Source organism: Tychonema sp. LEGE 06208 (assembly GCF_015207505.1).
Lineage (GTDB): Bacteria > Cyanobacteriota > Cyanobacteriia > Cyanobacteriales > Microcoleaceae > Microcoleus.
Genome location: NZ_JADEWT010000030.1, coordinates 1 through 21,659 on the forward strand (window position 1 = coordinate 1; position 21,659 = coordinate 21,659).

Genomic DNA, 21,659 nt, shown 5'->3' on the forward strand with positions numbered 1-21,659 from the left:
AGTAGTCAGTAGTCAGTAGTCAGTAGTCAGTAGTCAGTAGTCAGTAGTCAGTAGTCAGTAGTCAGTAGTCAGTAGTCAGTAGTCAGTAGTCAGTAGTCAGTAGTCAGTAGTCAGTAGTCAGTAGTCATACCAAATCTTAGTGACGCACTCCCTTTATGATGCGGTAGGGTGCGTCGCTACCGCATCGTTGCAAATAGCCAGAATTTTCGATGGCGACGCACCCTACTTTTACTCTTCCTCTGTGCTCTCTGCGCCCTCTGCGGTTCAAAAAAAAGAGATATCAGGTACAGAAACGCGATTTCTGGATATTTTTACGCAACGCCGAGTAAAGTTTTGTAACAAGTTTCGTGAAAATGCGTAAAAATCCCGCGCCAAGCCTGATATATAAATGCTGATTCATAGTACGGCGATCGCCCTAACTTTATGCCAGTTGGGGCGATCGCTTTTTTTACTAAGGATCGAAAACTTAACAACTTAAACACCTCCGACAGTCCTCTCTCCCGTAAGTTGCCAGATAAAAGGAGGCTCTTCCTCGCCCCAGAAGCATTACCAGGCAGAGCGAAAGTAACGAGCAATAACTGCTGACTGCTGACTAATGACTCATGACTACTGACTACTGACTACTGACTAATGACTAATGACTACTGACTACTGACAACCGTCAACTGTCAACTAGCTACTCGATCGCGCCCGCCCGACTTAGCCCGATAAAGCGCCTTATCAGCAGTTTCAATCAGCATCTTCGGCGAATTTTGATTTTCAGAAATCGTCGCCACCCCCATGCTGAGAGTCACGCAATCGGTGACAACAGACTTGGCGTGGGGAATTGCTAAAGCCTTGACGCGCTGGCGGATTCCCTCAGCAACAGCCTGTGCGGTCGCGATGTCGGTATTTGGCAAAATCACCCCAAATTCCTCGCCACCGTACCTAGCAGCTAAATAAAGGCGTTCTGCGGGTGCGTTCGTGCAACTATCCCCGATCGCGCGCGCGACTTGCTGCAAACAAGCATCCCCAGCCTGGTGGCCGTAGTTGTCGTTGTAAAGTTTAAAACAGTCAATGTCGCACATAATCAAAGATAGCGGTTCCGAACTGCTCGATAGTTCCCATTCGCGGTTAATCACCTCGTCAAACCGGCGGCGGTTAGCTAGCTGAGTCAGACTGTCCAAATTCGCCAAGCCATCCAACCGCTGGTTAGCTGCTGCTAGCTGCTGATAAAGTAAAGATTGTTCGATCGCCATCGCCACTTGAGTAGCCAACTGACTGAGCAAATCCATATCAAACTGCTGCCACTGGCGGGGGGCAGAACAGTGGTGGGCAATCAGCAAACCCCACAACTTCGGTAATTGACAAGTAGGATTACCGTTGCGATTTTCGATTCCCTGCTGCACGATGGGCACAACTAAATTCGCTTTCACCTGACACCCTGCCAAAAAATTGATGTGGCACTCAGCAAAATTAGAAGTGTGAATGTCCTCGACCGCTCGAATTCTGTTCTTCAAATACTGTCCGACATAAGTATTAGCAAAACAGCAATCCTCTACACCCATACCCATCAGCGGCATCCATTCTTCCCCAACCGACTCCACCACCACATCTCCGTTCCAATCGGGTCGGAAGCGGAAAATAATCACGCGATCGGTTGCCAAAAATTCCCGCACTTCCGCTACTGTAGTGTTGAGAATATCTTCGATATCCAGAGAAGAACGGATGCGCGATTGAATCTGCGCGATCAGGCGTTCCCGTTCTACCTGCTGCCGAAGCGCGACTTGCGCTTGCTTGCTTTGAGTAATGTCCCTACCTTCCGGCAGCAGCAATACTATTTTGCCAGTTTCATCCTCGACAGGTTTGAGAGAAAAATCAACTGTTGCCGTTTCATGTGCGCCTTGAACTTCCACTTCATAGCGGACAAATTCGCCTTTGGCCGATCGAGAAATTGCCTCTTGTAACTGTTCCCGAACTTCCTCAGAACTTCCCCACCACGGCCCCTCCCAAAACGGGCGGTTTGCCACATCCCGCAGCTTAATTCCCGCAAAATCCAGAGAAGTTTGGTTAGCTTCCAGTAGAGTGCCGTCCGGTTTTAACAAGCTGACAAATTGAAACGAAGAATCAAAAATTGCTCGAAAGCGCCGTTGAGAATCTCCCAACATTGCCGTCACCTTTTCGCGAGAAGTAATATCGCGGAAGCGCCACACCCTGCCAATAATATCTTGTCCGACTCGAATCGGCTGCGTGTAGCGCTCAAAAGTCCGACCGTCTTTAAAATCGAGAATATCGCAGCCTTCGGACTCCGCATCGCTATAAATTTCTTTAATTTTCTGCAAAAAAGCCCTCGGGTCTCTAACGTGCTTGGTGAGAAATGTCAGCCGCACCGTTCTATCCATCGAGTTTCTAACTTCTTCATGAATCCCCCACATTAAAACTAACTGTTCGTTAAAACTAATCAGTTCTCCGGCGGTACTAACGGCAAGAATGCCATCGGTCGTTGCTTCCATAGTAGCGTGCAGCAAAGAGCGCGATCGTTCTAATTCCGATGCTATTAATTTGCGTTCCGTGAGGTTTCGCACTGCTTTTACCTGCACTAAACGACCGTCGCAAACGACGAATTTACTCCGCACGTCAGCAGGAAAAGCAGTCCCGTCCCGCTTGAGAAAAACTGCTTCGCAGACTGTATTGGTGCTGGCGGAAATCATTTGTGGCGCTACTTTATAAGATTTTGGCGACAACAGTTCCAGCAAGCTCATTCCCACCATTTCCTCTGGATTGTAACCGAACATTTCGGCAAAATCGCTATTGACGCTCAACATTGTGTCGCGGTCGGCGATCGCCACTGCTTCAAAATAAGCTTCGCTTTCGAGCAATTGTGCTGCTGTCGTGCTGCCATTTCCCACAGTATAACTGCTATTAATTAGCTGTTGTAGTTGCGTATTTGCCGAATACAAAGCTGCCATTGCTTGCCGATACATAGCAGTCCTTTTCTCGACTTTTTCCGTGAGTCGATCGCGATATCTTCGCAGTTCCCTTTCGACTTTAATTAAATCTGTAATATCTACTGCAAACACGATCGCGCCAGCAATTTGACCTGTTTCATCCCGGTAAGGTATCCTATCTATTCGCACCCAGCATTTTTGACCGGAGACTGTGGGCAGAAGTTCGATTTTCCCCAGCTTGGGAACCCCCGAATTCATGACTTCCAAATCTTCTAAATAATATTGCTCTGCTTCGTCTGGATAGATTTCATAAAAAGATTTTCCTTCTAATTGATTGGCTGGCAAACCTCTCGATGCAGCGGCAGCTTTGTTAATTCGCAGCAGGCGACTTTCCCGATCTTTGTACCAAATCATCGCCGGCACAGAATCAAAAATAATTTGTTGTTCTTGGTGTTCCCGGCGCATTTCTGCTTCTGCTTGTTTTCTTTTAATTATTTCTTGTTGTAGTTTTGTGTTAGCTTTTTTGAGCTCTGCCGTGCGTTTTTCTACTCTTTCTTCTAGTCGGTCGTAGTATTTGCTCAGCAAGTTTTGTTGCTGTTCGCGCCGCATAATTTCTGATTTAGTATTTTCGCTAGCTAACAAACTTGAAGATACAAAATCTGCTAATATTTTGGTTAATTCCTGTTCTTCTTCCGTCCACTGACTCCCGAAACTTTCACGTTCGGCGCTGATTATTCCTACCATTTGACCTGCTAGCACAATCGGTACGTTTAACAAAGCAGTCTGACCGCGATCGGCAAAATAAAGATTGGCAAGTTCTTGCGTTCTCGGGTCATCTTCTGCCGCCACAGTGGCGATGGTAGTTGCGGATTTTAAGGCTTGAAAATAGGCCGGACAGTCGGCTGCTGTGACGATTATTTGTACTGAATGAAGTTTAGTATTTTCTTCGTAAAAGTCGATGCAGTGAAGCTGAGTTTTGTCTTCGTCGTACAGCCAAATGCTGGCTCGATCGCAGTTGACGATACTGATAGCGGCTTCTGTGACTTCGCGGATGAATTGTTCTATATTGTTGCGTTCTTTAAGTTGAGTTTTGGCTAATTTGGCGATCGCCAAAGTTGGACTGCGCCAATTTTTTCTCAGGTTTGGCGACGCTGCTACGGGCGAAGCCGCCTTAATTTCTTCGCAAACTAACAGTACAGTCGGTCGCTGGAAATTGACAATTGAGCGATCGCCATTATTGTCCTCTATTTTCCAGTCTACCCCAGCCAAAGCGCGCGCCGTTGCTTTGACCCAGATAATCCTGCCATCTTTGCAAGTCAAGCGACCTTCCCAATAGGCAACTCCAGCAGCCAGCTTACCGTTTTTTGCCTGTGTTAGTGCAGCAAATTCGGTCTGCATTTTCTCTTGATCTTGACAGTAAAATATGTTAAAAATTGAATGATAAATTAATTCCTGCGACCTGTAGGCGAGACGAGACTCGCCGAATTGATTGATTGAAAAAACTCTTCCCAAAGCGTCTAAAACGAAGTAAATGCCCGGAAAATTGTCGTAGAGAGTTCGATACCAATCCTGTTCAACTTGTTTGTTGCACGAAATGTTCGCTGCAGCGAGATCGCCGCCCGTACCGCCCAAGTGAGAATTGTGGTTTTCTGCGTTGCTTGAATGAATTTTTTTAGCAAACACTTTTAGCTTAACTCGACTGTAATTAGTTTTACTTTCTGGAATTGAACTTTCTTGTGAAACTAAATTAAACCTGTTATTTTAAAAAAGTTACAAATTGTAACAAAATTGCAACTTGCCCAGGGCGCTGGTTTTTGCTTCCCGATGCAAATCCTCTGTTTGTTTGTTTGTAGTTGGTAGATTGTCTGTTGGCGATATTTCCCGCTAGTTGCGGTGCTAGCAGGTTGAGTTGCAATTACCGCGTCTGTACTTGTAGTATCTCCGACAATGGAACAAACCGACACTCAAGGATTTTAAGTATCTATGATAACACTCAACTATCTAATCTTGGGGCTGACTTACTTGGGTTTCGGTTTGGGATATTTGCCGGGGCTGCGGATGAACCGGGCTGCGATCGCAATTGTCGGGTCAGCTTTTGCCGTAGCTTTGGGGATACTCGACCTCAAAACTGCTTGGGAGGCGATCGACCCCAGTACGATCGTTTTTTTGCTAGGAATGATGGTGATTAATTCTACCTTGGAAGCATCGGGTTTTTTTCAACTAGCTTTAGAGTTTTTAACTCGCTTTACTCGTTCTCCCTTCGGCATTTTAGTAGCTGTTACTTTTGGCAGCGGTATTTTATCAGCATTTTTTCTCAACGACACTACTGCTATGTTGCTCGCCCCATTAACACTCACTCTAACTCGCTCTTTATCCCTCAATCCTCTCCCTTATCTTTTGGCTTTAGCAGGAGGCACTAATTTAGGTTCGGTAGCAACAATCAGCGGGAATCCACAAAACATTCTCGTCGGTTCTTTTTCGGGAATTAGCTATTGGGAATTTTCCCGCTCTCTCGCACCGGTAGCGTTAATTTGTTTAGTGGTTCAAGTAATTTGGTTGTGGTGGCTTTATCCCGAAGTGCGCTCTTGCAAATCTTTGCCTGCGGTTTCTCAAGTTCGGTATCGGTTATTCAAGCCTTTACTAGCGAAAAGTTTGTTGGTAACAGCAGGACTTTTGGTAGCTTTTTTAGCCGGAGCACCTTTAGCCGAATCTGCCTGGATAGCTGCTAGTATATTGTTGATTACGAGGCGCGTCAAGTCCGATCGCATTTTGCAGCGCGTGGATTGGAATTTGCTAGTGATGTTTGCGGGATTGTTTATTGTGACCAAGGCCGTTCAACAACTCGGTTTGTTGGATAACTTAACTAATTTGACTGGTACGCCGCTAAGTTTGTTGGGAACAACAGTAATTCTTTCTAACTTAATTTCCAACGTACCGGCCGTGTTAGTTCTGCAATCGCTGATTCCGAAAACAGATACACAAGCTTGGCTGTTGTTGGCGGCGGGTTCTACCCTGGCAGGGAATTTAACTTTATTGGGTTCTGTAGCTAATTTAATTGTAGCTGAAATTGCCGAAAAAGCAGGCGATCGTTTGACATTTAAGGAGCATTTAAGATTCGGACTACCGCTAACTTTCGTGACGTTGGGAATTGCGTATTTTTGGATCTAATTTGCAGAACAGCACCAGCCTAAACTTAGCACTTAACCCGCCAAAAATCTCCTCATCTCTTCCCTTCCCTTTCTTCCTTTGCGTCCTTTGCGCCTTCGCGGTTCATTACAACAGTAAAACTTGCAATTTTCCAAGGCTCTATCTTAAAACCTCGCCCTTGAGACAACTTTTCAGACAAATTTGCAGGTCTTTCTAACAAATCAACTGACCCTACAATCTCCAATTGCAAATCGCTATCCAATTCTAGCACAGCCTCTTTCCCCTCCGATTCGCAACACCGCAAAATCCAAACATTAGCATCATCGTCCGACTGTTTAAACGCCATCAGCGCTAAATTTTTGGCAGACAAATCCAAGAACTTGCCAACTGCTGGTAAACTCTTGTTTCCGTTTTCCCCTAACTGCGGGAACACCTTTACTAGCAGCGGCAAATTTAACTCGTAACCCTGTCGAACTGTACCGGCATCTTGCCAATTTCCAGCGTGGGGATAGACTGCACAAGTAAATTCCGAAACTCCTTTATCTGCTTGTTCGTCCGGCCAAGTCGAACCCCGGAGTAAAGTCAGCCGGATTTGATTTTGTTGAATGTCGCAACCGTATTTACAATCGTTGAGCAAACTCACTCCAAAACCCTCATTGCTGATATCAGTCCAGCGCAAAATCGGTACTTCCCATTTGGCTTTTTCGGCGGGTGTTTGGGGTTTAGTTGTGCGATCGATCGCCCCGCCGGGAATTTCGCAAGTTACAAAATCTGCTTCTACATTTAACCCAAAAGCTGCTTTAACCAAAACGTGAGTTTCTTGCCAATCTACAACCGTCTTAATTTTCAGCAGCGGCGAACCTTTTTCTAGCGTGTAATCTTGGCAAAACTCCGATTTGCCAATTTGCAGAACAACCCGCAAACTCTGCCGTAATTCTCCCCGATCGATCCAACAAATCTCTTTGAGTATGGGCGCGGGTAATTGATGTTTTTGATAATTCGGATCGATGTTCCAAGCATCCCAATATTGACCGTTGTCTTGAAAGGCTTGCAGTTGATTGCCTCCGGCTGCATTCAACACTTCTCTATGATTGACTTTATCCCAAATGCTGGATAAACTGCCAGTTTCTCGGTCTATTTTTGCCAGAATAAGTTCATTTTCTAACACCATTTCTGGGGTGGTAAAATGCGTTTCTTGACAAAGTGCATTTTTTTGTGCTATACCGTATGTAAGTTTCGATAAATCTGTCTTGTTTTCGGTGGCTGGACTCGCGCCCGCATTACCCGCAGTTTGAGAGTCTTCGCGACACAGCCAAAACACGCGGTAGCCGATCGCCGGAACATCCTCTGCACAAAATAACATGATAAATTGCGATGGCGGTCGATCGCCCTTAACTATTTGCGAAACCAGCCTCTGTCCCGACAAATCGTAAATTTGCCAAGGTAAACCAGCAGAATCGGGAAGCGGTAGATTGACAACCTCAGAGCGCGACCAATTGAGAGGATTAAAAATCAGAATCGGTTGAGCGTCCGGCTGCGGGGGAGAAGGCAGAGAAATTTGAGCGGCGATCGCATCTAAGGATTTTAGCAGGATTTGGTGGCAAGCGCGATCGGCCTCGGCAAAGGCTAGATTAGCATCCGCGTAGACTTGGGCGATCGCCGAACCGGGCAAAATATCGTGAAACTGGTTAAACAACACTTGTTTCCAAGCCGATTCTAACTCAGATTTCGGATAAACCGCACCCGTGCAAATCGTTGCCAGCGAAGACAACAACTCCGCTTGATAGAGCAATTCTTCACAGCGGCGGTTTTGGCGTTTTTGGTCAGCGCGAGTCGTGTAACAGCCCCGGTGAAATTCTAAGTAAAGTTCATCCTTCCAAATCGGCAGAGTGCCGAGATTTTTGAGTTGCGAGATAGAAGGATTGGCAAATTCTAGCGCCCGCAAATTCTCCTGACTGTCAGATTCTGGAACATCATTTTCGGGCAAAGTTGCCGCAACTTCCGGCAAAAACTGACTCTCAATCAAAGCCAAATAATCAACCGCCTTGGCAAACTCCAACCTGGGGAAAAAAGGCGACAATTTCCAGCGTTTCGCCACCTCTAGCATATCGCGAGTCGGGCCGCCGCCGTGGTCGCCAACTCCCGGCAACCAAAGAGCATCTGGCAAATTAGTTTTAACTTGCCAATCAAAAGCATAACTTGCCATTTTTACAGATTCTATACTTTCGCCGATCGCCCCAGACATCATGCTAAATATTTTAGTACCATCCAACCCTTCCCACCAAAAAGCACCGTAGGGAAACTCCGTCGAATCATTCCAGCGCAACTTCTGAGTCACAAAATAATCAACACCGCCGCCGCGCAAAATCTGAGGTAATTGCCATCCAAAACCAAAAGTATCCGGTAGCCAAGCCACCCGCATCAATTCCCCAAACTTTTCCTTTGCATAACGCTGTCCGTAAACAACTTGTCGCACCATTGACTCAGCAGAAATCAAGTTTAAATCCGGTTCAACCCACATCCCGCCGACAACTTCCCAACGTCCGACAGCCACCTGTTTTTGAATCGCTGCAAACAAGTCCGGGCGGTGCTCTTCCATCCAAGCATAAAGCGCCGGAGTTGAATGGCAGAAAATCAAATCAGGAAACTCCGATTGCAATTTCAACACCGACTCAAAAGTTCGTTCAGCAGCTTCCCAAGTTTCCGGGACAGGCCACAGCCAAGCTAAGTCTAAATGAGCGTGACCAACCAAATAGATTTTACTTTTATATATAGATTGATCTCCGCCATTTTTCCCTATATATATAGATGTACTGTACTGATTTTCTCCCACCTCAAAAACTCGATCTATTCTTCCCTCTGTGTCCTCTGCGGCCTCTGCGGTTAAATCATCTAAATCCCCAGAAAAAGATATCCTCTCGCCATTTTCTCCCACCTCAAAAACTCGATCTATTCTTCCCTCTGTGTTCTCTGTGGCCTCTGCGGTTACATCATCCAACTCCCCAGAAAAAGCTCGGAGATATCCCAGTAAATTGTGCCGCAGAACAGAGAGAGAGCGATCGAACTTGGCGCGATTCGGAAAAGCAGACCAATCAATCAAATTAACCGCCAAATCAATCTCAGATTTCAGCAAATTCCCCTTGACAAACCAGGGATGATTTGCTATATTTTCGGTGGGGAGGTATTGGGAATTTTTATTTTCTGAATTACCAGCCAAAGATTTTTGCAAAATTTCTAATTCGTCGGCCACAAAACCCGGATCGAAACAAGCAGAATCTGCCGCTTCGTACAAGCAAATCGATCGCACTAAAGCACCGCTATCGTGGCCTGGACTTACCAACCGCAACATCACCCAAAATTCATCTCCCGGATTTGCCGACGCACTCAACAAAACTCGATCGGCACAATCGAACAAATCACCTTGTCCGACTAACTCGCCGCCGACAAAAATCTGAGCATCTTCGGCCCACCAAGTCAAGCCCAACAGCAACCGCAAACCAACCACAGGATAGCCGTGCAAATTGTTAGGAATGACAAATTTCTGCCCTAAATAAACAACTTGCTTCCCAGATGGCCAAGCAATATGTCCTTTCCCGTTCAGTTCGGCAACCGGCCCGTTACAAATACCTACCGAACCCGCCACCGAGTCACCGTCGCAGTACCTCCAGCCAGACTGAACCTCCACTTGACTGAGGCGGCGCAACTTCTCTACAACTTCAGAAATATTATTGCTAGCGGGTGTCACAGAAGCGTTCATTTTTAGCTAAAATAGGAATTGCGTAGGAATCAGGATCGGAATCGAACCGCGAAGGCGCAAAGGACGCGAAGAAATAATGGTTTCAGAGGGTTTGAAACTGCGATTAATATCTCGGTTTGATTTTACAGCAAAATTTAGCAATTCCGGCGCAAATCTAAAACCTGAATTCAATAATTAAACTTATGTCTAACGGTTACTACGGCCCATACCAAAGCCGAATATTAAATTTTATATCCAAACAGTCCCGCCAAGTCGCCGATAATTGCGATCGCACTTGGCGACAAATTAAACAAACAACCCTCAGCGGTACCCAAATTCTACTTTATCCAGCTTACTTGCTGGTGCAAAGTTCCCGAATGTTGACCAGACAGTTGCGGGAATCAAGTCCCAAGGTAGATTTACCTGAATTGCAAAAAGATGTTGGGGACGAAAATCCCGATTTGCTACCAAATTGGGATGAGGGAGAAACGTCGGAAAGTTCGATCGGCAAAATCCTGCACTTAGCCGAAAATCTTCTAAATCCGTCACAAACTGCCAAAACTTTAGCCAGTGCCCCGCTGTTAATAAATCAGACAAATTCAGCAACGGAGAAACCAGCTAGGGGTTTGCTTCCAGCTATCAATTTTTTCAGTGGAAAAACTGCCAAACATCAAACAACTTCCGCCTTAGAACATCCGCTAACCAAAACTCAATTAGACAGCAAACCACAAGTTAGCGCCATCGCGACTTTCATTCCGGCGCGCACTTTAGTTTTGGTGGGAAGAGAAAATCAGGTGTTAGATATTTTGACACCCCAACAGCAGGAATTGCTGGAAAATCGGATAACTTGGGAAGTCGCCAACAACGGGCCGGAACGGCGGCACATTGCCCAAAAAGAATTAAAGTTTAATCTCGGTTTGGAGTCGGCTGCTAAAAAATCTCAGTTAGCGCCGGTGCGTCGTTTTTGGGAATTGATGGCTTGGCTGCAGACAAGTCCGGTTGCGGTGAAAAGAAATCAGTTTGGAGAATCAATTTTCGCAGTCAAAAAATCGATCGACCGCAACGCTATCTTACTCCAAAAAGCCACAGCGCAGATGGCTGCTGCGACAACAACCGCACTGCAGCAGTCGATTTCTGCATCAAATTCTACTGATGACAATACGCCAAAATTAGAAACTTATTTTAACAACAAGCTCGATCGAGCGCCCAATCCTCTCTCCTTTGTCACATTACTCGATCGCGCCGCCCTCAACCTCGAAGAATTTACCGTCCCCCCAGCCGACAAAACCACCGCGGCCAATCCCGAGGTAAAACTTGATACATCAGTCGCGCCAACCAATTTAGGTCTGACCGCCCGCGAAATCCTGGAGAAATACGCTCAAAACATCGAAACAATGATTTGGTCGTCAGTAGACCACCTGCTGGGCAAAGAAACAGCAGCCAGTGATAGCACGGAGAAATCTGTAGCAATTAGGTATTATTTGCAACATCAAGGACAGCTAGAGAAAACCGAAAACACCCAAGAGGTCGATCGACCTTGGTTGAATTGGCAAGACTTATTCGGGGAACCAGGGCCGCAGCAGTCGATCGAGGGCAGTTCCGAACCCGACGGCGCAACAGATCAAATCTCAATATCACAAAACAGATCAAAAGTCAAGGAGGAAATGGCAGAAGGTCGATCGACTGCAGTCTCAATATCGCCCTACCCCAAATCAATTCACCGCCTGCTCGCCGGACTCAAGCAGAGCTTGCTCGCACCAGAGTCAAAAAGTCAACCCCAAAAAGCCTCAAATTTAGCAGTAACTCAAAAAAATAGCCCTGCACCCGCAACACCATCAACCCCTGGGGGGAAACAGGAAACCCAAGTGCCAAAATACACAAACCCCAACACCGCGCCAAACAGCCAATCCCCAACAGCAATCACCCAGCAAACCAGCAAATATACCCCAACAGCCACAGCGGCCCAACCAACAAATCGCAGCGCCACCGTCCCGCCCGCCGACGAATACTTAGAAACAAAATCCGAATCAATGGGTTACATTAAACACCCGCTAGAACAAGTGCTCGAATGGATAGACCTACTCATGGTGCGACTAGAAAACATCCTAGAGCAACTCTGGAACTGGGCAAAAACCAATTGGCCAACAATCCTCCAAACCAAAGATAAAATTGAGTAATCTTTAGCCTATGATAAAAAAAGTTGCACTCGCAGCAATCAGCTCAGTATTAAACCATCTTTGGAGGCTCCCACAGTGCTAACCCTCAAAATCGTAGTTAATGTAGTTGTCCTATTTTTTGTTTCCCTGTTCGTATTTGGATTTTTGTCCAATGACCCAGCCCGGAACCCCAACCGCAGAGACATGGAATAAGCCAGCTATCTGGGCCGCTAGTTCGGGGGGCCGACACCGCAGCCCCCGAACCAGGGCACGAAGCCACAACAATGAGTAAATCAAAACTTGACCTCGCACCACCAGCGAGGTTATCTTGTGGCAAAACAAACCCGTTTGCTAGGAAATATTCGCTGATTCCCGCGAAACATCTAGTAAGCAACCAAGTTTATAAAGATGAGCCAGCTAACAACTCCGCGCAGCAAAAAAATTTAGCTTAACTTTGAAACGCTGGCTGTTAAGTGCGAAAATTTGGACGATCGATTCTCAGCTATAAAAAACCTCTAAAATCTAAAATCTAAAATCTAAAATCTAAAATCTAAAATCTAAAATCTAAAATCGGATGACTCACCTGTTGTAACTATGCCATATCCGGTACCGCCGCCCGAACCACCTGCCATCATCTACATCGCGAAACCAAAGAAAGCAGCCCTAACTGTCGCAGCCAGTGATGGAGACACCCCCAGCAACTCCGTAGAAACACCGGAACCAAGTTCAGAAATCGTTCAGCCACCCCAGCAACCGGCCCAAGTAGAAGAAGCAGCAGTCCTCGATACCCCCCCAGCCAGCAACCAACAGCCTCCAGAAATCGCACACCCTCCAGCCATAGTCGAAAGCGACGAAGCAGTAGCGGGATTTGGGCACCCGGTTGCTGCGGAAAAACCCGAAACTCCAGCAGCTAAGCAAGATTCCTCATTTACTGCTTACCAGTTAGGTTCGGTAGAAAATGCTGTGGCAGCTCGGAATCGCCAAAAAATAGTAGGGGAGCAGAGAAAAGAGGACAAGAATGCGCTAAAACCGCAAGAAAGTTGGTATCAGGCCCAAGGCCGACAGTTAGAAGAGAACGCTCCCGTACCAACAGAGATTCCCGTTCCAGAACCCGCGCCAGAACAGCCTCCCACCGAGCAGCAACAGTTCGAGATTCCCACACCAGGAACCGCCCCCGCACCAAGAACCGCCCCCAAACCCGCAACAAGAGAGCCCAAACCAAAGCCCAAACCAGCCGCGCCGGGAGTCCGCACCGCACCATCTCAGCGGACGGTGCCTTTTCCGGTGAGTCCGGCCGATACCATCGAAATTAAGGCCGACCGCCAAGAATTTGACGACAAGCAGCAAATTGTCACGGCGGTTGGTAATGTTGTGGTGCGGTTCCGGCAAACTGTGATAGATGCCGATCGCGCGATCGTCAACCTAGTCACCCGCCAAGTGGTAGCATCAGGCAACGTCGCCTATAGTCGCGGCCAACAAGTAGTCCGCGGCCAGCAGATGGAATTCAATCTCGGCCTCAACTCCGGCGCAGTCGAACAAGCAAGTGGCGAAATATTCCTGCCCGCAGCAGGTAGCGAATTAACGCCCACACTACCCACAGATATTAGTGCCGGAACCATTCTCGAACAGCCTCTGAGCGATCGAATTACCAGCCAGCAGCCCCTGCGCCAAGTCAAATCCCCAGGAGCGGCCAGCGTCACCATCGGCGGCGGCGGACAGCTAGCAGCCCCCCAAGTTGTCGGCGCAGTCAACCGCATCCGCTTTGAAGCAGAACGCCTCGAACTTCTGCCCAACGGCGCCAGAGTCGCAACCAACATTCGGATTACTAACGACCCGTTTTCCCCGCCAGAATTTGAATACAGGGCGCGGAGGGCGACGATTAGAAGCATTTCGCCCACGGCTGAAGAATTAGTCACAAATTCGCCCCGCTTAGTATTTGACAACCGCATCAAAATACCCGTGTATCCCCGCAGACAAGTGTTTGACAGCCGACAGCAGAACGGCCCTTGTTTGACCTTTGGCTACGACGGCGGGGACAGGGGCGGTTTGTATGCCGAGTGCGGTTTTCAGGTGTTGCAAAACGGGCCGGTGCGGCTCACCCTGACACCACAAATATACCTTCAGCGGGTCGTGGCAGATCACGGCGGCAATCCGTTTTTTCCCGACAGCTACGGACTCAAAGCGAAGTTGACCTCTAGGCTAGGCCCTCGTACCAATATCGAAGCCTCGGCGATATTTCTGAGTTTCGAGGATTTCCCGAATTTGCCAGAAGACAGCTTTCGGGGCAATGTGCGCCTGCTGCAGTCGATCGGCACTCACTCTCTAGCGGCAGAATACAGTTACCGCGATCGACTGTTTAACGGCTCTCTGGGCTATCAAACCGTGCAGAGCAGCCTCGGGGCAGTCCTCACTTCCCCCGTCATCCCACTCGGCAGCACAGGCATCAATCTCAGCTATCAAGCCGGGTATCAATTTATCAATGCTGACACCGATAGACCAGACTTGCTCGAACCAGTGCGCGAAAACAACCGCATCGATTTAGGCCGCGCCCAAGCCAGCTTCGCCTTGAGCCGCGGCTTCAACCTGTGGGAGGGTAAAGCGCTACCCCGCACTCCCACCCAGGGTTTGAAGTACACGCGCAACCCAGTGGTTCCTTTCTTGCAACTAGCCTTGGGAGTCCGGGGAGTTGGCACTTATTACAGCAGCGGCGACACACAAAACTCGATCGCCAGCAGCGTCGGCATTCAAGGGCAGTTCGGCCATTTCTCCCGCCCTTTCCTCGACTACACTGGATTTAACGTGACTTACACTCAGGTAGCGCGGGACGGCATATCGCCTTATTTGTTCGATCGGCTAGTAGATTTGAAAGTCCTATCTTTTGGACTTGTCCAGCAAGTTTACGGAGGATTTCGAGTTGGCTTTCAAACAGCTATTAATTTAGAGAGCAAGGAAGCAATCAGTACGAACTACACTTTAGAATACAGCCGTCGCAGCTACGCAATTATTTTGCGTTTTAATCCTGAACGTCAAGTCGGCAGCCTGACTTTTAGAATTAGCGACTTCAATTGGAACGGCACTCCCCAACCTTTTTCTGGAGACGTGAAAACAGTAGAAGGAGGCGTGCGTTTATCCGATTAATTCAATTGGCTAATTGGGAATTGGTCAAACAGGGTATTTGGAACCAACAGTTAACAGACAACAGTCAACAGTCAACAGTCAACAGACAACAGACAACGAACCAATAACAAATGATAGAAGTGACGGCAATATCTGCACAAGCAGCGGCTCTGCTGGTTCACTACGGCTTTGACCTAGGTGGCAAAAAAGCCGAAAAATTGGCGGGTGAATGGCTGACCAAGTACCCCGGCTACTGGCTGCGTTTAGCAGTGGTTGAAGCGCTTTATCAAGGGCGCTACAAAGCTGTTTCTGTCGATCAGCTATTGAGTATGTGGCACCGGATAGGAGAACCGCTCTATCATTTTAATCGCGAGTTTGAACGCTTAGTCTGCAACAATTTTCCTCAAGATTTAAACTTTGAAAAAGAGCCTAAACTGCCGCAGGACGGTAGAGTTTTATCGAACCCCGCACCGGCAGTCAGTGTCGCAGAGTTAGATTTGCTTGCGCCGTCAGAGCCCGAAATCGATCGCGCGCCAGATGCAGAAGTCCCGAACATAGAAGTACAGGAAACAGAAAAATTACCCGATCGCGATCGTACAAAAGAAAATCAAGAAGTTGTAGTATATGAAGACCTAGCCCTTACCGCCCTCGCCGATAAAGCCGAGGTCGATCGCTTTTTACCCGACAAACCTGTGACAAAATCATTCCCAGTTGTCAAACACACTGATTTTCACACCAAGTTAAAAGCCATTGCCCTCAAAGGCCGAATCAAAAAGCGAGAAAGCAGAAAGAAAGTGTAAATTTTGGGCATTGGGCATGGGGCATTGGGCATTGGGCATGGGGCATACCTCATATCAAATCCGGTAGCATCGGAATGATTCAGATATATATTCTCGGACTCTGTGTACTCTGTGTTCTAATAAGGTTAAATCACCTGACGATACAAGCGGAAACGATATCACTACGCTTGAGAACCGCTATAGCAGATTCATCAGTGGGGTAAATCTCTGATTCCTCAATTATTCAATTGTTCAATTCTTCAATCGACCGAAAGTTAACTTTTCGCAGTTACTCCCATCCGAATTTCCGAACAAAAAGATGCCTGTTGGGTACCGTTAGCTTGCTTAACAACGCTAGTCCGCAGCCGCAGATTGGGCATGAGATACCACAGCCTTTCTTCGGCGCGGACAGTATCTGATTCTGTAATCAATGTCAGCACATCGTCATCGCCCATCACGTAGCGGGCGTTTCCCTTCTCTTGCAACACTTGACCTTCCCTAGGATTGTCGGGATTGGGGACGATCGCTAATATTGTAGAACCAATTTGTTTAGCTTGGTTGCGATCGGGAATACCGTCCCAAGAAATCCGAACGCCCTTTAGCTGAGTTGAGGTAGGGTTAATCGAGTGTTGTTGGCAAAGTTTGACAATTGCTGCATCGCTAGCTGTCACCATTTCTATTTTGAGGTCAGATTTACCAGCCTGTAATTCGCCAGACTGAAGATTGTGTACGGTACGCTGGGAAAACCATTTACCTGCACTTAACTCAAAAAACTCGATAACATCCATAAAACTTGTCTCTAAACTTAAATACTTCTTTATTTTCGATCGCCACGGGCGTGCTATAAACTCAGAAACCCGGTTTCTACCTGCGTACCTAGCGGTTAAACCAATGATTTTAGCTGATAAACCAGGTTTAAGAGTGCAAGTGCCACTCTATATTTTAAAGGAATAGGGCGCGCCTGCAAAACTTTCCGGGATTTGGGTCCAGCAGATTGCAGGTTTGGTTGAGGTACGAAACCCCACCGGGCGACAGCAGGCTGATGCAGCCGAGTTGACAGAAAATTAGATTCGGCATCGTATGGCGCTAAAAAAGTCTGATTCGCGCATCCAATAGGATTGCGGTACCTTAAAAAATTGAGCTTTGAGAGTGTTAGCCGATCGACAATCATCATTCCCAGACCAGCTATATTAAGAAAAACAACGATATATGTCAGGTTTTGTCGATCGGTAGATTTGGCGCTGCAGAGTTGAATTTTCACGGGCTGCGGTTGATAGCAATCGCACTCATTAAAAATTCTCAAAGCAGACACGGACTCAAATACCAGCGATTCATTGAACCATCAGCCTCATCGAGGGCAGTAGCCCGGTAGCAAATAGCCTTCAAATATGTCATCCTAAATAAACGAGAAAAGATTCTCGAGCGAGTTTCCAGCAACGTGCAGCTAGCGATCGCATACATTTAAAAAAAAGACATCAGCAAATTTATGAGCGAGTTTACGGAAGGGCTGGACACAATGCAGTCTGCAGAACAGACACACTGTCTGGAAATGCTGCCAAATCAGCTAGCAGCGACTTCAGACTCAGAAAAATTATACAGCTTACTAACAGATTACAAATTTATTGAATCCAAGCTGTCAGCATCAGGAGTACAAGCCCTAATAGAAGATTATGATTTAGCAAAAGATCCTGATAATATCACCGATCCAAAAACCGAAAATCTCAAGTTAATCCAAGAAGCAATCAGACTTTCTGCCCACATATTAGCCAAAGACAAAAGCCAACTAGCAGCGCAACTAATTGCCCGCTTAATGCGCTTTGAAACCCCCGAAATCAACAAACTCCTAACCCAAGCAAAACAGCAGAAAAACCCCTGGTTGCGACCCCTAACGCCCAGCTTTACCCCTCCGGGCGGCAGATTGCTACGTACCCTCACCGGACATACAGACTGGGTACAAGCTGTAGCTGTTACCCCCGACGGCAAGCGGGTAATTTCTGCATCCTCAGACCACAATCTCAAAGTTTGGCACTTAGAAACAGGAGAAGAACTTTTCACCCTCAAAGGTCATCTTACCTACGTCAATGCTGTAGTCGTCACCCCAGACAGCACTAAAGTAATTTCCGGTTCTTGGGACAACACGATTAAAATTTGGAATTTAGCAACTGGAACAGAAATATTAACATTAGCAGGCGATACTTTTGCAGTAGAAGCAGTAGCAGTAACTCCCGACGGCAAGCGAATAATTTCCGGTTCCTGGGACGGCAGCATACAAGTTTGGGATTTGTCAACAGGGACAGTGATTTTCAACCTGAAAGGTCACAGCAGTTTTGTCCAGTCCGTAGCAGTAACTCCCGATAGCAAACAGTTAATTTCCGGTTCGGGAGACAACAGTATTAAAGTCTGGAATCTAGAAACAGGACAAGAACTTTTTACCCTCACCGGACATACAGATTGGGTGAAATCAGTAGCAGTAACTCCCGACGGTAAACAAATAATTTCCGGCAGTTATGATGGCACTATCAAAGTGTGGAGTTTGTTAGAAGAAAAGCTACTTTTCACTTTAGGAGAACACAGCAGTTTCGTCCAAGCTGTAGCAGTCACTCCCGATGGAAAACAAGTAATTTCGGCAGCCGGCGACAAAACCCTGAAAGTTTGGAATTTAGAAACAAAAGCAGAACTTTTTACTTTTACCAATCACATCGCGCCCGTGAATGCTGTCGCTGTTACCCCCGACGGGAAGCAGATAGTTTCTGGTTCATCGGACAAAACCCTGAAAGTTTGGCGCTTAGAAACAGGCAAAGAAAATTTATCACCTGCAAGTCACGATGACTGGGTAAATGCTGTAGCAGTGACGGCGGACGGTACTAAAGCGATTTCTGGTTCAGGAGACAACAGAATTAAAGTCTGGAATCTCAAAAATGGGCAAGAAATTTTTACTATTGGGGGACATCAAGATTGGGTAAAAGCGATCGCAATCACAGCAGATAGCCAGCGAATAATTTCGGGTTCCGGCGACAAAACCGTGAAACTTTGGGATCTAGAAACCGGAACCGCAATCTTGACTTTCAGGGGTCATAGAGACTGGGTAAATTCTGTAGCTGTTACGCCTGACGGAACGATGGCAATTTCTGGTTCTGGAGACAAAACTATTAAAGTTTGGAGTTTAGAAACAGGAGACGAACTTTTTACATTTTTAGGTCATACAGACGGGATAAAAGCTGTAGCAGTTACTCCCGACGGAAAACGGGTAATTTCGGCGTCCGGCGACAAAACTCTGAAAGTTTGGAGTTTGGGGAAAGAAAAGAATATTTTGAAAAATATGTGGAATTTAGCCGTCAAAAATCAACTTTTTACTCTCAAAGGTCATGAGAGTTTTGTGAATGCTGTGGCAGTTACAACGGATGGTAAATGGGCAATTTCTGGCGGGCGGGAACCAAATCTGAGAGTGTGGGATTTGTCAAGTAGAAAAGAAATTTTTACTTTGGCAGGTCATGGGGATGCGGTAACATCTGTGGCGACTTTGGGAAATAAGGTGATTTCGGTTTCCGATGACAATACTCTGAAAGTTTGGGATTTGTTGAGTCGAAAAATAGTTGCTAGTTTCAGGGGAGATAGTGCTTTGAAAGCTTGCGCTATTGCACCGGATGGGGTGACAATTGTGGCGGCGGAAGCTTCGGGACAAGTGCATTTTTTGAAGTTGGAAGAGGGAATTAGTCATTAGTCATTAGTCATTAGTCATTAGTCATATCGTTTCCGCTTGCATCGGAATGATTTAACCTTACTAGAACACAGAGTACACAGAGTCCGAGAATATATATCTGAATCATTCCGATGCTACCGGATTTGATATCATTAGTCATTGGTCATTAGTCATTAGTTGTTGTGCCGATCGCACTTTTGTTAAAATTTAAAAGTGCGATCGCCCGCAGGCCCAATCCAGTCTACAATTATTCCGGGTCAATTCCCATCGATCGCAGTCTTTCCGCTAAGACAGCAACCCAAAGTGCGATACTTCTCAATACAATAACCTATTCATCTTGCTCTCTCCTCTCTAACTCCGCGCCCTCAGCGCCCTCTGCGGTTCATCAAAAAAAATCTCATTCAGCATCAAAAACAGGGCAGACACCGCCCGCCCCAGCCAACTAACGCCTCTGCAACTTCACCCCACGAATAGAATAATCCAAAAGCTCGATCGGGTGCATCAAAGTAACAGCCTTCCCCTGCAACTCCAAATGCTTCTTAATTTGCATAGAACAACCAGGATTAGAAGAAGCAATCAACTCCGCCCCAGTATTCAGCAAATTCTCCACCTTCTGCACACCCAACTCATCAGCAATTTCCGGCTGCAACATATTGTAAACCCCCGCACTCCCGCAACATAAAGCAGCATCCACAGGTTCTTTTAGCTTCACACCAGGAATTTGTTGCAACAACTGGCGCGGCTGCAAACTAATCTTTTGTCCGTGCAACAAATGACAAGCATCCTGATAAACAATTGTCAAATCTCCCTCAATCAAAGGATTGAGTTTAGCCGTAATGCCCGCACTTGCCAAAAACTCCTGCACGTCCTTAACATTGGCCGCAAAATTCTCAGCTTTCTCCCGATATTCCGGGTCATCAGCTAAAATGTGACCGTATTCCTTCAAAGTGTGACCGCAGCCAGCAGCATTAATAATTACAAAATCAACATTAGTATTTTCAAAACTGTCAATCATTTGTCGCGCCAAAGATTTCGCCTGTTCAGCTTGTCCTTGATGTTCGGGTAAAGCAGCACAGCATCCCTGACTTTTCGGAATCACAACCTCGCAGCCGTTAGCCGTCAAAACACGCACCGTAGCCTCATTAACCGGCGAAAACAACAACCTCTGCACGCAACCTAAAATCACGCCGACTCGATAGCGTTTCTCCCCTTGTGCGGGAATAACTTCCGGTAAATTATCCCGGAAAGAATCAACCGTTACCTTCGGCAAAATAGATTCCATCGCCGCCAAGCGAGGAAATACTTTTTTCAGCAAACCTGTTTTACGAATTAGTTTTGGCAGTCCTAATTTTTGATAAACAAACAGCGGTACAAGCAAAAGCCGCAACCTGTGAGGATAGGGAAAGAGATTAAAAATCAGAGTACGAATTACATTGTCAGAAAAAGTGCGTTCTTGATTTCTAGTAACTTGGTGGCGAGTTGCAGAAATTAGCTTATCGTATTGAACCCCAGAAGGACAAGTTGTCACGCAGGCCAAACAGCCCAAACAAGTATCAAAATGCTGCGAAGTTGCTTCGTTTAAAGGTGCATCGCCTTCGTTAATTGCATCCATTAAATAAATGCGGCCTCTGGGCGAATCCATTTCTTTGCCGAGTACGCGATAACTCGGACAAGTTGACAAACAAAAGCCGCAGTGGACGCAAGTATCAATTAATTTGGGATCCGGCGGATTTTTAGCGTCGAAACCGGGAATTTCCAGGGTTTGCAAATGAGGATTTTGTGCGAGGAAATTGCTTTCCTTAGCAGGCTTTAAATCATCGCTGGGAATTTGAGATGTTTCTGAAGTTTGCATATTTGAAGGAAGAAGGAAGTTCGGCAACGAGCAATGTACGGGATGTAACGGATGTAACGGATGTAACGGATGTAAGTCCGTCGGAAGAGGGAAGAAGGAAGAAGTAATATAATGGGTTTGCTAAATCAAGAAAAATCTAACTTTTAGAGAAGTTTCTAGATAGGAAGTCTACATCAGTCAATTAAACACAAACTCTTCTCTTATTTTCTTCTCTTTTCTTCCTTTGCGCTCTTTGCGCCTTCGCG

Annotated in this window: 12 protein-coding genes; 7 read left to right on the forward strand and 5 right to left on the reverse strand. The window is 46.6% G+C overall.

Annotated elements, in window-relative coordinates; all coding sequences use genetic code 11:
• Positions 1 to 311: 311 nt before the first annotated feature.
• Both IQ263_RS10480 and IQ263_RS10485 read right to left on the reverse strand, forming a co-directional pair.
• On the reverse strand, positions 312 to 575 hold the full coding sequence (locus IQ263_RS10480; protein WP_194067370.1) for a hypothetical protein: 264 nt from the start codon (positions 573 to 575) through the stop codon (positions 312 to 314).
• A 93-nt stretch (positions 576 to 668) separates the two neighbouring features.
• Positions 669 to 4,610 carry a PAS domain S-box protein gene (locus IQ263_RS10485; protein WP_194067371.1) on the reverse strand — a complete coding sequence of 1,314 codons (3,942 nt, stop codon included), beginning with the start codon at positions 4,608 to 4,610 and terminating at the stop codon, positions 669 to 671.
• A 300-nt stretch (positions 4,611 to 4,910) separates the two neighbouring features.
• Here IQ263_RS10485 and IQ263_RS10490 point away from each other — a divergent pair, with 300 nt between their 5' ends.
• Positions 4,911 to 6,095, forward strand: coding sequence for an anion transporter (locus tag IQ263_RS10490; protein WP_194067372.1), 1,185 nt, complete (start codon positions 4,911 to 4,913; stop codon positions 6,093 to 6,095).
• Between the two features lie 52 nt (positions 6,096 to 6,147).
• Here the strand turns inward: IQ263_RS10490 and IQ263_RS10495 are convergent, their stop codons facing one another.
• A complete protein-coding gene (locus tag IQ263_RS10495; protein ID WP_194067373.1) occupies positions 6,148 to 9,831 on the reverse strand; it encodes an alpha-mannosidase in 3,684 nt (1,227 codons plus the stop codon).
• Positions 9,832 to 10,013: 182 nt separating this feature from the next.
• Here IQ263_RS10495 and IQ263_RS10500 point away from each other — a divergent pair, with 182 nt between their 5' ends.
• The 4 genes from IQ263_RS10500 to IQ263_RS10515 all read left to right on the forward strand — a co-directional run bounded on the left by IQ263_RS10500 (position 10,014) and on the right by IQ263_RS10515 (position 15,883).
• On the forward strand, positions 10,014 to 11,987 hold the full coding sequence (locus IQ263_RS10500; protein WP_194067374.1) for a hypothetical protein: 1,974 nt from the start codon (positions 10,014 to 10,016) through the stop codon (positions 11,985 to 11,987).
• A 75-nt stretch (positions 11,988 to 12,062) separates the two neighbouring features.
• Complete coding sequence (locus IQ263_RS10505; protein WP_106151135.1) at positions 12,063 to 12,179, forward strand: photosystem II reaction center protein I; 117 nt, start codon at positions 12,063 to 12,065, stop codon at positions 12,177 to 12,179.
• Between the two features lie 381 nt (positions 12,180 to 12,560).
• The gene (locus tag IQ263_RS10510) at positions 12,561 to 15,104 is read left to right on the forward strand and encodes a DUF3769 domain-containing protein (protein ID WP_194067375.1); all 2,544 of its coding nucleotides are present in this window, start codon (positions 12,561 to 12,563) and stop codon (positions 15,102 to 15,104) included.
• Positions 15,105 to 15,214: 110 nt separating this feature from the next.
• Complete coding sequence (locus IQ263_RS10515) at positions 15,215 to 15,883, forward strand: hypothetical protein (protein WP_194067376.1); 669 nt, start codon at positions 15,215 to 15,217, stop codon at positions 15,881 to 15,883.
• A 254-nt stretch (positions 15,884 to 16,137) separates the two neighbouring features.
• Here the strand turns inward: IQ263_RS10515 and IQ263_RS10520 are convergent, their stop codons facing one another.
• Positions 16,138 to 16,650: a phycobiliprotein lyase gene (locus tag IQ263_RS10520; RefSeq protein ID WP_194067377.1), complete on the reverse strand. Its 513-nt coding sequence runs from the start codon at positions 16,648 to 16,650 to the stop codon at positions 16,138 to 16,140.
• Between the two features lie 698 nt (positions 16,651 to 17,348).
• On the opposite strand from IQ263_RS10520, the gene IQ263_RS10530 reads away from it, so the two are divergent.
• Positions 17,349 to 19,583, forward strand: a complete 2,235-nt coding sequence (locus IQ263_RS10530) for a hypothetical protein (RefSeq protein ID WP_194067379.1) — start codon at positions 17,349 to 17,351, stop codon at positions 19,581 to 19,583.
• Between the two features lie 421 nt (positions 19,584 to 20,004).
• Here IQ263_RS10530 and IQ263_RS10535 read toward each other — a convergent pair whose 3' ends face one another.
• Positions 20,005 to 21,414: a (Fe-S)-binding protein gene (locus IQ263_RS10535; protein ID WP_194067380.1), complete on the reverse strand. Its 1,410-nt coding sequence runs from the start codon at positions 21,412 to 21,414 to the stop codon at positions 20,005 to 20,007.
• Here IQ263_RS10535 and IQ263_RS29275 point away from each other — a divergent pair.
• Complete coding sequence (locus IQ263_RS29275) at positions 21,396 to 21,521, forward strand: hypothetical protein (RefSeq protein ID WP_255515858.1); 126 nt, start codon at positions 21,396 to 21,398, stop codon at positions 21,519 to 21,521. The two genes, IQ263_RS10535 and IQ263_RS29275, sit on opposite strands and share 19 nt — an antisense overlap.
• The last annotated feature ends 138 nt before the right edge of the window (positions 21,522 to 21,659 follow it).

Bases quoted from the DNA above. Each gene is read 5' to 3' on its own strand.
- IQ263_RS10490 (WP_194067372.1), top strand. From the start codon at position 4,911: ATGATAACACTCAACTATCTAATCTTGGGGCTGACTTACTTGGGTTTC.
- IQ263_RS10495 (WP_194067373.1), bottom strand. From the start codon at position 9,831: ATGAACGCTTCTGTGACACCCGCTAGCAATAATATTTCTGAAGTTGTA.
- IQ263_RS10500 (WP_194067374.1), top strand. From the start codon at position 10,014: ATGTCTAACGGTTACTACGGCCCATACCAAAGCCGAATATTAAATTTT.
- IQ263_RS10510 (WP_194067375.1), top strand. From the start codon at position 12,561: ATGCCATATCCGGTACCGCCGCCCGAACCACCTGCCATCATCTACATC.
- IQ263_RS10515 (WP_194067376.1), top strand. From the start codon at position 15,215: ATGATAGAAGTGACGGCAATATCTGCACAAGCAGCGGCTCTGCTGGTT.
- IQ263_RS10520 (WP_194067377.1), bottom strand. From the start codon at position 16,650: ATGGATGTTATCGAGTTTTTTGAGTTAAGTGCAGGTAAATGGTTTTCC.
- IQ263_RS10530 (WP_194067379.1), top strand. From the start codon at position 17,349: ATGAGCGAGTTTACGGAAGGGCTGGACACAATGCAGTCTGCAGAACAG.
- IQ263_RS29275 (WP_255515858.1), top strand. From the start codon at position 21,396: ATGTTTCTGAAGTTTGCATATTTGAAGGAAGAAGGAAGTTCGGCAACG.
- IQ263_RS10535 (WP_194067380.1), bottom strand. From the start codon at position 21,414: ATGCAAACTTCAGAAACATCTCAAATTCCCAGCGATGATTTAAAGCCT.